Origin of the sequence: Acinetobacter proteolyticus, assembly GCF_000367945.1 — a bacterium.
GTDB lineage: Bacteria > Pseudomonadota > Gammaproteobacteria > Pseudomonadales > Moraxellaceae > Acinetobacter > Acinetobacter proteolyticus.
Window position 1 is genome coordinate 1,784,485 of the sequence record NZ_KB849179.1, and the last position, 13,312, is coordinate 1,797,796.

Below are 13,312 nucleotides of genomic sequence, written 5' to 3' on the forward strand. Positions count from 1 at the left end.
GTTCTTCATAAAGTTAGTATCGAATCATCACTGATTTAAGCTCCGTATAATCTTCGATAAATGCATCAGAAAATTCACGACCTAGTCCTGATGCCTTGACACCGCCAAAAGGAACAGAAGGATCAAGAAAGGTATGCATATTGACCCAAACTGAGCCTGCTTCAATTTGCGGGATCAGCCGCAATGCTTTAGCAAGATCATTGGTCCAAATACTGGCTGTCAAACCAAAACGAGAGTGATTCATCATCCGAATGAGTTCGTCATCACTTTCAAATGGAATAACATCCACCACTGGACCAAAGGTTTCCTCAATAAATAAGGGATCATCAATCCCCTGCACTTTGAGTAGCGTTGGTTCAACAAAATAACCCGTTCCCTGAATGACTTGACCACCACAAATCACTTGATCATTTTGATTGGCAATATCGAGATAATGCTTGACCTTTTCAAAGTGTGGTTGATTGGAAAGTGGTCCAAACATGCTAGATTCATCTAAAGGTGAACCAATTTTTATCTGTTGAATTGCTCCTGTTACCTTTTCTACAAACTCATCATATTTGGACTGATGCACAAAGAAACGCTCTGGTGCTGCACAGACCTGCCCCTGATGGACGAAGGTTGCCTGTAACAAGGTTGGTAGGATTTCATCCAGATTGGCATCCGCTAAAATGGCTGCGGCATTTTTTCCACCTAGCTCCAGACTGACCCGAGTAAGATCATTCTTCATCGCTTGTTGACCAATCGCAATGCCTGTAGGAACCGAACCCGTAAACGAGACTTTTTTAATATGATTGGCATTTATTAAATATTGACCTGTTTCCCCTGTTCCCGTTACCACATTGATTACACCTGCGGGAATCCCCGCTTCAATTGCAAGTTCAGCCAAACGTAATAATGACAGGGTCGTAAATTCACTCGGTTTCAGTACAATAGTGCAACCTGTAGTCAAAGCCGAACCAATCTTCCAACATCCGATCATTAAAGAAAAATTCCATGGCACAATCCCGGCCACCACGCCAACAGGTTGACGTATGCTATAGGCAGTATATTTTTCGCCATTCATGGATGGAAGAGAGGGTTGCATGGTTTGACCATGGATTTTAGTGGCCCATCCTGCAAAGTATCTTAAAAATACAGCAGTTTGTGCGACTTCCAGATGTCGAGCCAGATGAATCAGTTTACCCGTGGTGAGTGTTTCAAGTTGAGCTAATTCCTCAGCATGCAGCTCGACCAAATCGGCTAATTTATTCAGTTTTTGCCCACGTTCGTAGGGCGATGTATTGGCCCACGCATTTAGAAAAGCATCATGGGCACTATGCACTGCTGCATCCACATCCTGTTGATTACCAACTGCAATACTTGAAACAACCTGTTCCGTTGCAGGATTAATCAATTCAATTCGACGACGGTCTACCTCTAAATGTTGGCCATGAATAAAATGACCATGTTGGCGCTGTAAAAAAGTTTCAACGCTCGCTAAAATTTGTACTTCACTCATCTTATTGTCCTCTGTTCTATTTGGAAAGATTGCTGATTTAGGCCTTACCCAATCCATATTCAGTTCAGTGATTGAGAATAAAATCGGCACCACGTTCACCAATCATGATCGCAATGGCGTTGGTATTTCCGCTTGGAACTTGCGGGCAAATGGAACAATCAATCACACGTAAATTTTGGAAACCATGGACTTTAAGCGTCTGGTCTGTGACTGAATCTTTTGCCGAATTGCCCATTTTGCAGCTGCCCGCTGGGTGATAAACCGTTTTAATGTTCTGCCGCATCCATGTATCAATGGCTTCAATATTGTCAGGATCGAGATTTGCAGGTTCAATGACCTCTTTTACAATCGCTTTTAAAGCGGGTTGCTGTAATAAACGTAGTCCAGCCTGCACCGCACGAATATTGGCATCAATATCCTCTTGATGACCTAAATAGTTGGGATCAATAATCGGTAATGCATTCGGGTCTTTACTGCTTAATCGTAAAGTTCCTCGAGCTTTTGGCTGTATATGACCAACTTTAATGGTCAGCCCATGTGCTTGTGCCGTGCCTTTTTCACCAGGGGTATTATCAAAATTATCCAGCACGGGTAAAAAATGAAACTGTACATCTGGTCGACCGTTGTGATTGGTATCGATAAACCCACCACCCTCTAAAATATTTGAGGTCAATAGGCCTGAGCGGGTAAAACGCCATTGTAAAAAATGCCGCACCGCTTTTAAGCCCTGATCTTCCCCAAGTAAACTGTTTTGAGTCGTTACTGTTGCATTGACCGACGTATGCAAATGGTCGTGAAAATTTTCACCCACAGGTAAATCACGAACGCATTTGATTCCAAGTTCATCTAGATGCTGTTTTGGACCAATCCCTGAAAGTAATAAAACTTTTGGGCTACCAATTGCACCTGCACTCACAATCACTTCTCGACCTGCAGCAACCGTCACGGTTGGTTTGCCAGCGATGCTGAATGTCACGCCTGTTGCTTGATTACCTTGAGTTTCAATTTTATGCACCAGTGCATCGGTAATGACGGTGAGATCTGGATGATGCTCAACTGATTTTAAATAGGTTTTTGAGGTACTGGCTCTTTCACCCTTTTGTGTTGTCGTCTGATAAAACCCAACACCGGCCTGGTCCCAACCATTGATATCATTGACATAGTTCATCCCCATTTGCTGACCTGCTTTAATACAAGCAAGGGTTAAAGGATGACGATAGCGATTTTCACTGACAGGTAAAATGCCATCCTGTCCATGATATTCGCCAGCAAGGCTTTCATTTTTTTCTGCTTTTTTAAAGAATGGCAGCACATCTTGGTAAGACCAATTGCTGCATCCCCATTCCGATGCCCATAAATCATAATCCTGACGCTGTCCACGGCAGTACACCATACCATTGACTGAACTGCCACCGCCCAAGACTTTGCCTTGTGCAAGGATCATTTCACGGTGATTACAGTGTTGTTGTGGAACCGTCATATACGGCCACGATTTCTGTTGAAAGACTTTGATCACTGTCGCAGGAATGGTATGAAACAGACTGCTATCTTTCGTCCCCGCTTCTAGAACCAGTACTCGTCCTGCATTGGCTTGTAATAAACGTGCTGCAACCACACAGCCTGCTGAACCAGCCCCAACAATGATATAGTCATATCGTTTATCCATCTGATCTCATCCTCAATTCATTTCTCTGGGTTTTACCAGCGATAACACAAGCTGTTTTAATAGATGTATTGCAGAATCAACTGTGCATACAGGTTGGTTTTGTCATCATAATTTTGCGTGCCACCACTGCGGATATCATGCTTTGGCTGATACAGTCCGATCAGCGGAATAACGGTGAAATTGTTATTGACTAACCAAACTGAAAACACATCCAGCTCATGCCCATCGACATTGCCTAAAGACTTATTTACGGTTTGAAACTTATAAGCCAAAGCACCCAGCATAAAATTTTCTTTTAAATTCATCATGTAAGAGACTTGATGAATATCGGCATTTTTATTGAAGGGTCCCGCGTAGTTTCCGGCGACTTCACCCTGAAACCATGTTCCAAATCCAACCGTATTGCCGTAAAACATGGGGTCATACTGATCGGAAAAATGGCTGAAACGATAACCTAGTGACGGCGTATATTTTGTAGATAAGAAGTTATAATTCAGCCCCAGATAGCCTGCATTTTCCGTGCTGTCCTGTTTATCCTGAACTACCCATTCAGACTTCAGTTGCAGTTCAGGCAAGACTTGATAATTCAAGCGTAAGGCATAATTCTTAAGGTCCTGACGTCCTGAAATGTGTTCTGCATCTTCAAGGTCCAAAACATTTAAATAAGTAAAACCGATGCCTTTATCTTTGAGTTGATAGATCAGATCAGTCACAAACAGTTCTGATGAAAATTGTGCTTTGTTATTCGACTTTAAATATGCCAGTTTTAGCGTTGTATCTTGTTGCGGTTTATATTGCAGCAGACTGCTAAAATCGAAGCTGCGTCGTGCTGCCAGATAATAGGCCCCTCCTCGATCCAGTGCCCCATCCGCAGGTACTTTACCCAGATTTAATGCATCACCCGCAATGAAAAATCCATCACCGATCATGATATTTTGCCGACCAATACTGAAATTGTAAGTCGTCAATTCATCTTTATGGGTACCATCTTTAAAGCCAATGACCCATTCATTCACGTCAGTTTTACGTTCTTGACCATTACTATTTTGACCAGCATCACCATCTCCCCATGTCGCTGAGCTGATCCCACTTAAACTGGCATAGAGCTGATGGTTTTGAAATGTTTGCTGCCCTTTGGCGCCATATTTAAGATGCCCTTCTTGCCAATTGATCCGCTGGTCCTCGATGTTTTCACCGCTATAGCCTTTAGCACTGCTAAAAGCACCAAAAGTAGCTTCAAAAATCGGTTTAATTTCAAACTCACCTGCATATGCGGTTGAAAAACATGAGACAAACAACGTCCCTCTCACGACTTGAGAAAGTAAAGTTTTCATACAAAATTCCTTTTTTGTCAGCGAACTACTCAGCGCTCAATTTTGGGTAATCGTAGATTACCCATATAACTTGATCTGCGTTGTTAGTGATGCTCGTGCTGGGTATGGTCCTGTTCATCACCCAAATTCAACGTCGGGGTGTTGTCGAAGAAATTCCAAGGTTTGATCAAGGTATAAACCCATTCTGTCGGCATGATTGGCCATTCTTCAGCACGTGCCACATGGGTCGTTCCTGTGGTCATCCACACCACAAGGTCTTTATTCTCAATATTTTCATTGTTCTGAATAAATTGACCTAAACCCGTATCATGGGTTGAACGATTCGAATATTTCCCTTCTGGATAGCGTTCATCTGGATTGTACTGCGTCACCCAAATTTGTTTATCCATAAAGTTAAGGCGTTTAAATAGCCATTCATCTGGGGCAAAATTGGCCCCCTTCGCTACTGGGTGAGTTCCGCCCGCAAACGGAATCAATTGGTAAGAAACAGGATTGCCTAGTTTATTTTCCTTATTGAAATTGGTGAGTAAACGAATAGTGGATGGATCAAATTTTTCAGCCGCATTTTGCTCATTGCTAATCACTTTACTGTCAATTTGCATCGAACTGGTACGAACACCACCTCGATCATTGGCCTTCACCACAGGGTCCATATGCATAAAGCTATTATTTTCTCCATCGACATCCAGATCTAAGCGGAAGTTATAGATGTGTTGATGCGTGGTTCCGACAATATTATGGTCAATCAAAGTGCCATATTTGGTGTCTTCTTTAGCGGTACTGTCATGCATGGTGCGTGATTTAACGCCTTTCACCGCTTCAATTCCTGTCGCACCCGCATTAATGCCAATCACGCCATTTTGGGCAAATACCCAGTCAAACATGTAATCATAATTTCCAACAGTACTAATCCAGCGCACGACAAGTTCACGACGCGCTTCACTGGCATCCTGATCACCAAAAATTTCTTGATGTTTATACTCAGGTCCTGCATATCGTTCAAAAATGGCAATGGCATTGGGAATAATCTGCGGCTGGCCCTTATAGTCGGCAATGACCGCATCCAGTAACACCGCATTTTCTGGTGCATCAGTTCCAAGTTGAATGGCTGATGTGAGTGTTCCCATGCCATACTCGCCAGAATCCAGATAAGATTTGAAGTACCAGCCCATATCTGGGTCACCATACGGAACTACCATACCGCCCAAGTTCCCTTCATACATGACCTTGCGTTTTACCCCTTTATCCTTATAGGTGACCGTTGAAAGTTGCAGGCCGACACGTGAGTCGAGCGCGACATGGAAACACCAATTACCCCAATGTACGGTTTGTCCTGTAATGGTAAAGTTCTTGCCTTCAGGTTCACTAATATTCAGCGGTTTGATTTTTGGTGGCTGGGTATTCTTGGTGGCATAAGGACGGTCTACCATTGGAACAGGAATCATCGCCCCTTCTTCGATTTTAATAATTTTTTCTTTATCCAGATCCACCACAGCGACCAGATTTTCAATCGGGTGCGCCCAATAGTTACCGTCGCCCGTATCCAGATAAGACACCACTTTTAAAACATTTAGCTGTTTATCCAAGCCATCTTTGCCACCAAAATAGCCCACCGTTAATGGATTAGTAATCACTTTCTTCACATCGGTGATGCCACGTTTACGCAAAGCGTCCTGATATTCTTTGCTGGCCTCAATCACACGCTGTACGGTCTCGAAGTTATCCAGTAACACCATGCCATGCGTATCTTTCAATACATTCCATTTGCTAACCTGTTGCTTATTCAGGTTCACTTCACCTTCGATCGCCTGATTGCCTTTCAATAAAATGAACGATGCCACCCGATCATCTTTATATTCTTTATGGTTGATAAAGAAATCCCAGACTTTGGCCTTTTCTGGCTCTTTCAGCTTCAACTCGGCAAAACGCATATTTTTATAGGCATATTTTGAGCGGTTAATCACATCAAAAGTCTTTTTGATTTCATCTGTATTGAGGCTATTGAGCGGATGAAAGGTATTTTCAACTTTAAAAGTTTGATCTAAACCCGACTGAAACACCTCATTGAAAAAGTCTTTCCCAATAACAGGTTTACCTTCTTTAATTAATACTGGAACACTCAGCTTTAAGGGTTTTCCATTCACCAAGACCTGATCTGAATTGGGTTTGGCTCTGACCACAATAGAACCTTTGGAAATGGTATAGCTATTGGTGAAATCATCTTTGACGACTTTGGCACCCTGCTCACTCATGTTTTGATACAGGGGTACCAATTCGGCAGCCTCACCATGCGCATAAGCGGTAGTATGAACACCCCACAAGCCAGCAGCGATGGATAAGTTAAGTGCCAGTATTTTTTGTATCTCTTTCAATAATCGTTGTTTACGCATCACGTTGATCCTTTTTTCATCTATCCCTGAGCGATCTGTATCAGATCGTTAAAATGCTCTTTGCTCTGTGTGCAGCAGCTAAAATCAACGTCATATTTCAAGTCGATTGAAGCGCTTTAATCTTCCCTTATTGGTTTAATTTCAACACAGTTGCATGGGTCTAGCTTGTCCAAGAATGACGCGGAACTTGTCTAAAAATGACATCTAAAATGTTTAAGCCAACATCGTTTCTCTAAATTCTTTCGGAGAGATGCCATAGGTTTTTTTGAAGATCTTTGAAAAATGAGCACCATCCCAAAAGCCCCATTTCAGCGCGATTTGAGTGATCGAACTCTGCTTGTTTCTTTTATCCAGCAGATCTGTTTTAACCTTCTCGAGTCGTTTGATCTGTATGTATTTATTAATCGATAAATTTTCTTGCACAAATAATCGATATAGATGCCGTAACGACACCCCGATATGTGCGGCAATCAATTTAGGGGAAAGATCGGGTTTTGTCAGATTTTCAATAATATAGCGCTCGGCTTTTTCCAAAAGATGATTCTGATTATTATTGATGTTTTTATAATTAATGGTCGGTTTGATTAAGGCAATCAACGCATCTTCAAAGGCATTACCGTCTTCCGATGCATACCAGAGTTTGATATTTTCAGGCGACATATTTTTCAGAATATTCTTAAGCAGAAAACCACTCATATTTTGGGTGATTAACTTACCAAAATATTCAGAACTAATATGCTCTTTTAGCAACTTTTCCCGCGACAGATGCACTGAAATTTGACTGACTAAACCTTGTGGAAACATCGAAATGGTTTCGACGGGATCGACCAAGACAATATCACCCTCATTTAAGGTCAAAGTTTCATTTTTATATTGCAGCAACATCTTGCCCGAATTCTGCAAAATCAAAAAACAGAAACGATTATTGACTCGATCAATTTCATCCGCCTTTCGGACAATTTTATTGGCATTATTTTTAATAAAGGCAATCTCGGTATCACCCAGTAAAAAACATTGCACTTCACCAATAAATAAATTCCGTGTCCCATCAAAATCTGTTTCAAAATTGCCGCACACATTCTTGATATGATGCGTCCAGGTTAACAGTGCATCACTCACATATTGGTTCATCCCTTCGCTCCCCTGTGCTGCACAATTGCTAAAGGTTGTTGTTTAGCGCTGGTGCTCTGTTTTGGCTTGTATGCAATCCTGTTTGATCAATAAACAAATTGTGTGCCAAAAATTCCTCATCCTTGGAATTCTTTTTTGATTAGAATCAGCTCGGTCCAAAGCTGATAAATGGAACTCAATTTATCAGCTTCACTCCGCTTATGCTACACCAGCAAAGTCTCTCAGCATGGTGATAAAGGTCTCCTTTTGCTCATCAGAATATTTTTCAAACACCTCATTTTGATGGCTATCGGCGATATCAAATAGATAATGCGCAGTTTTCTTACCTTTTTCGGTGAGTTTGAAAAAGCCATCACTCTCAATCAGTAAACCATCTTTTTTCAGAATGGTCGCTGCCTGCTCCACTTCACGCATCGGCATGGCAATATCACGCGGCAAATCTGCTTTATTCGACGCAGTACCACTGCCCAGTACCAATAATAAACGTGCTTCACTGGTGCGGAATCCTGTCACTAGCTGCTTGGGAATATAATCAGTTTGATAGAATTTAAAAGCCCGACTCATCAAATAACAGACATTGCTATATAAATGCCCTTGATGCATTTCACCAATATCTTCAGCTTCAACGGTGTCTTTTAACTGCAATAACGGATGTGGAATCACGCCCGAATAAGCCCCTTGGTGATACACCAGCGGACTACGTCCTTCATCACGAAAACGTACCACTTTACCAATAATAATCCAGTGATCTCCACCTTCAATAATCTCATGGCGTTCACATTCAAACACCGCAGAACAATGGTCTAAAATGGGTGCTTGACCCGAACCCGTCTGATAACTGGTGCCGTCATACTTATCGATATTACGGCGTGAAAATTTATTGGATAACTCAATCTGTGAGCCCGATAAAATATTCACAGCAAAATGAGTCGCTTGCTCAAATACAGGAAAACTGGATGAGTTCTTATCAATGCTCCATAAAATCAAGGGTGGATCTAGCGACACTGAATTAAAGCTATTGGCGGTGACACCCACCTTTTCGCCTTGAGCATTCTGCGCAGTCACAATGGTGACACCCGTGGCAAAATTGCCCAAAGCACGTCTGAACTGCATTGGATCTATTGTGATTTCATCCATTGATTTTAGTGAATTCATTATTCTCTCCTGAATCTTTTATCCTATTGAGGCCAATCACCAGACTGGCCTGCTGCTCGAATCAATTAAATATCAAGCACCAACCGCGCAGACTTGGAACGTGAACAGCACACCAAAATCTGCTCATTACTGGCCTTTTCTTCATCGGTAAAATACACGTCGCGATGATCAGGTTCGCCTTCGATCACATCGCACATACAGGTCCCGCAAACGCCTTGTTCACATGACATTTCAATCTCAATGCCTTCTCGTGCCAAGGCCTGCAAAATGGTTTCTTCGGCATTGACCATAATGATCTTGCCACTTTGCTGTGCCACCACTTCAAATGCATCACCACCTGTTTCAACTTCAACCTGAAAATATTCCTTATGAATCTGCTGTTCAGGAAAGTTTTGTGTCAGGGCTAAATTGATGACCCAGTCCATAAAGCCGTTTGGTCCACAGGTGTAGATATGGCTGTCTTGATCAATGTCTTGAATAGCGGATTGGAAAAACTCTCGGTGACTCGCCCCTTCCGATTTAAAATGAAAGGTCGTGAAAGGCGCCAAGATGCCATGTTTAATTTCATCGACAAAAGCACAGCGCTCTGGACTTGCGCCGCAGTAATGCAGTTCAAAAGAACTGCCTTCCTGTGCCAATTGATAGGCCATGGTAATCAGTGGGGTAATCCCAATACCGCCACCCACCAGCACAGCATGTTTGGATTTCACTAAAGGAAACAGGTTCTTCGGTTCACTGACCTGAATCTGCATACCATCTTTTAAATCATCAAAGGCCGACACCGAACCACCACGTGATTCTGGATCACGCAAAATCCCAAGTCGAAACTTACCGACATCATTCGGGTTTTGACACAATGAGTACTGACGCACCATGCCATTCGGGAGATGCACATCAATATGTGCACCCGCTTCAATTTTGGGTAATACGGTCGAATTTGCAGATTCAAATTCCATGACTGCAACATTCCCACCTTCGACATGACGGTTTTTTACCACCACGTTATACAGTATCGTCATGATTTCTCTCCCTGATATGCATCTTGCCCAAGGCTTAACGCATAAATAATCCACCGTTAATATCCCATGTCGCCCCAGTGACAAAGGCTGCACTTGGACTGGCCAATAGCGCACAGGTTTCGGCAATAAATTCCATGCTGCCCAAAGCTTTAACGGGGATATTTTGAATAAACTGCGCCATTTTCTCGTCAGAGACCACGCTATGCACAATCGGTGATTCCATCGGTCCAGGGGCAATTGCATTCACGGTCACCCCTTTGGCGGCAAACTCTTTGGCAAAGATTTTGGTCAGGGTAATGATTGCGCCTTTAGTAGAGGCATAATGTGCACCCGTCGCAGTCCCACCATTTTGTCCAGCCAAAGACGCCATATTGACGATACGACCATAACCTTGCGCTGCCATATATTTGCCAATGATCTGGCAAGACTGGAACGTGCCACGCTGATTCACTTGCGTGATCATGTCAAAATCCGCCGCGCTAATGTCTAAAACAGGCGTTGCCTTGGTCATGGTGGCATTGTTGATTAACACATCCAGCTTCGAGAATTTTTGCTGAATCCACTGTACGGCGGCATGAAAATCGGCTTCAACCGAGATATCCAGTTTCAACGGGAACAGATTCTCTGCATGCGGACTGCGTGCCTTGGCCTGTTCAGCCTTCTCCAAGGTACTGGCAGACAGGATTACCTGATGCCCTTGCGCTGCAAAATATTCGGCAATGACATTCCCTAAACCTGAAGCGGCACCTGTGACTAAAACAACCTGTTTCATTTTTTGCTCCTAGAGAATGTAGCTGATACCCGCCAAGCTATCGGTCGAGTTCACTAAATTGATAATTTTGCGGTTGATCTTAAAACCTTGTTCTGCATCACGAACCAGATGAAAAGTCACGTCAGCGGTATAATGTTTGAGATTTTCTTTGCGAAACTCACGCAAGTTTTGTGCGCAACGCAAAATGATTTCACCATCTTCATGTTTGAGAATACGAACACGTGACACACTACGTACCGTATTTGCTTTTGGCGAAGCTGAAATTGCCTCACCATTTTCCAAACGAGCAACGCGTAATTTACGCATGTGATGATCGTCATAGGCATAGTTCAGATTATTTTCATAATCGGTCAGTTTCGGATCAATCGGGATGATATAGACGCCTTTTTCATTCCACAGGTCCAGCCAAGTATCATGTTCAGAATGGTCCAGCATATCGGCTTCTGCCCAGATAAAAGCGGTCACTTCATTGAGTAAATTTAGATCGATTTTCATGGCGCTCTCCTTAAGCCGTCATCATCTTTTTCCACTGCTGATAGGCAGCGCGCATCCCTGTTTCAGCACTGACATCGCTCTTTAAGCCATCTTCAGTTTTAACTTCGCCTGGCAGACCGCGATTCAGCATGATCCATAAATCATTCCCCGCATTGGCACCATGTTGTACACGCTCCCATGCTTCCGAATCATCGGGTGTACCAAAACCAAATGGACCCTGGAAATGTTCATGCAGACGTAAACGATATTGGTTGGCAATTTGTGGACCGCCATCCATGGTAATCACAGAGTGGTGAATCTCAGTTTCATTGACGGAAATCGGTTGCATCACGCGGAAGAACGCCATCGAACAAGCAATGTTCGGGAATAGGTTCAAGTTGAAACCAGAACCACCCACCGCACGCACAATACGACGCACTTCCAGCTCTTCATGCCCTTCATCACGTAAGGCTTGCGCCAAGTCTTCAAAACGTTCCTGAATTGGACGCTCCATTAACTCTTCATCCAGATCAACCAGTTCAGGAATCATCACCATGACACTGTGACCATTACCGAGGTCTTCGACATAGCCCGGCTGATTTTCAAAGTTAAACAGTTCTTCAGTTTTTTCATCAACTGAACTGAGGAATGACTTGTGTACCAATGGGAAATGATAAGCATCGGTGGTATTTTCCAGCTGAATTTTCCAGTTCCCCGGAAAGCGGAAACGGTGTTCACCCAAGACCTTAATTGGATAACCTGCGCCTTGTTTCATGAATAAGTCGATCCATTTTTTCGCAGCGCCAAGGAAATCTTCTAAAGGTTCAATATCCTGTTTAAAGGTGGCGAAAATCATGCCGTTGTATTCTTCAACACGCAGGCTGATTAATGGAAATTCAGATTTATCCAGACATTCGCCATAGCTTTCAGGAGAAGGCACGCCACGTAATGAACCGTCTAGCGCATAGCTCCAGCCATGATATGGACACACAAAACTGTTGGTTTTGCCTTTTTTATGTTCACACACGGTTGCAGCACGATGGCGACAGCGGTTCAGCAACACATGCACTTTCTTCTTACGATCACGTACCACCACCACAGGTTGCTTACCAATATTAATGGTTTTATAGCTGCCTGCATCTGGGATTTCACTGGCATGTGCCACCCAGACCCAGGTGCTGTAATAAATCTTTTCCATCTCATCTTCAAAGATTTTTTCATCTTTATACAATGAGGTATGGGCACGATCACTTTGCACTAAGCTACTGTAATCCATCTCAATATTCTGCATTGGAATAATATTACTGTTCATATCCACGATCCTTTTCGGTCTATCCATTAGTTACTGAGACGGCACTGGCAATGTGGCTGTGCTGTCCCAGTGAGATACGGGGCGACTGAAAATATTTTCAGTCTGAAAATGTTTGATCTTCCAACGTCCATCCTGTTGCTGTTTAAACTGCACCGTGAGTTTGGCGGCATTTAAATGGCTACGCCCATCACGGAAAGTTGAGGTCTGCAACATCAACCAGCTGGCATTGGCCTGATCTGCTTCGATATAAATTTGCTCTGAACTGACAAAATGCGCATTCATGACAAAATGCGACTGTTGCTGGGTATAGCTTTTGAACATGTCATAAATGGCTTGCCAAGAGGCATAACGACCAAAAGACTGGGCATATTTCTCACCAATCCCTTCCCAAATGCTGTCCTGATCAAATAAATCCATCAATTCATTCAGGTCGGTATCGGCATTCAAGGCATCACAAATTTCCATATAACGATTGATGCAGTTACGAATCGCATTTTGGGCTTCAAGCTGTTGTAGCCGTTGTAACAAAACCGTTAAATCCACTTGCGTATTCATATCATT

At 43.0% G+C, this 13,312-nt stretch carries 11 protein-coding genes; all 11 read right to left on the bottom strand.

From position 1 onward, the window contains the following. Positions 1 to 13 precede the first annotated feature (13 nt). Positions 14 to 1,498, bottom strand: a complete 1,485-nt coding sequence (locus F993_RS08460; RefSeq protein ID WP_004654840.1) for an aldehyde dehydrogenase family protein — start codon at positions 1,496 to 1,498, stop codon at positions 14 to 16. A 64-nt stretch (positions 1,499 to 1,562) separates the two neighbouring features. After that, complete coding sequence (locus tag F993_RS08455) at positions 1,563 to 3,164, bottom strand: GMC family oxidoreductase (RefSeq protein ID WP_004654841.1); 1,602 nt, start codon at positions 3,162 to 3,164, stop codon at positions 1,563 to 1,565. A 56-nt stretch (positions 3,165 to 3,220) separates the two neighbouring features. Then, entirely contained in the window at positions 3,221 to 4,498 is a 1,278-nt protein-coding gene (locus F993_RS08450; protein ID WP_004654843.1) for a hypothetical protein, read from the bottom strand. An 83-nt stretch (positions 4,499 to 4,581) separates the two neighbouring features. Beyond that, positions 4,582 to 6,897, bottom strand: a complete 2,316-nt coding sequence (gene tynA, locus F993_RS08445) for a primary-amine oxidase (protein ID WP_171066056.1) — start codon at positions 6,895 to 6,897, stop codon at positions 4,582 to 4,584. 204 nt (positions 6,898 to 7,101) lie between these two features. Next, complete coding sequence (feaR, locus tag F993_RS08440) at positions 7,102 to 8,019, bottom strand: transcriptional regulator FeaR (protein ID WP_004654848.1); 918 nt, start codon at positions 8,017 to 8,019, stop codon at positions 7,102 to 7,104. Between the two features lie 198 nt (positions 8,020 to 8,217). After that, positions 8,218 to 9,177 (bottom strand): p-hydroxyphenylacetate 3-hydroxylase reductase component, encoded by a 960-nt coding sequence (locus F993_RS08435; RefSeq protein ID WP_171066057.1) that lies wholly within the window; start codon positions 9,175 to 9,177, stop codon positions 8,218 to 8,220. 62 nt (positions 9,178 to 9,239) lie between these two features. Further along, the gene (locus tag F993_RS08430) at positions 9,240 to 10,193 is read right to left on the bottom strand and encodes a PDR/VanB family oxidoreductase (RefSeq protein ID WP_004654852.1); all 954 of its coding nucleotides are present in this window, start codon (positions 10,191 to 10,193) and stop codon (positions 9,240 to 9,242) included. 34 nt (positions 10,194 to 10,227) lie between these two features. Then, entirely contained in the window at positions 10,228 to 10,965 is a 738-nt protein-coding gene (locus F993_RS08425; protein WP_004654853.1) for an SDR family NAD(P)-dependent oxidoreductase, read from the bottom strand. A 9-nt stretch (positions 10,966 to 10,974) separates the two neighbouring features. Further along, positions 10,975 to 11,460, bottom strand: a complete 486-nt coding sequence (locus tag F993_RS08420; protein ID WP_004654855.1) for an aromatic-ring-hydroxylating dioxygenase subunit beta — start codon at positions 11,458 to 11,460, stop codon at positions 10,975 to 10,977. A gap of 10 nt (positions 11,461 to 11,470) precedes the next feature. Further along, the gene (locus F993_RS08415) at positions 11,471 to 12,751 is read right to left on the bottom strand and encodes an aromatic ring-hydroxylating oxygenase subunit alpha (RefSeq protein WP_004654857.1); all 1,281 of its coding nucleotides are present in this window, start codon (positions 12,749 to 12,751) and stop codon (positions 11,471 to 11,473) included. Positions 12,752 to 12,781: 30 nt separating this feature from the next. Beyond that, on the bottom strand, positions 12,782 to 13,306 hold the full coding sequence (locus F993_RS08410; protein WP_004654859.1) for a nuclear transport factor 2 family protein: 525 nt from the start codon (positions 13,304 to 13,306) through the stop codon (positions 12,782 to 12,784). Positions 13,307 to 13,312: the final 6 nt, after the last annotated feature.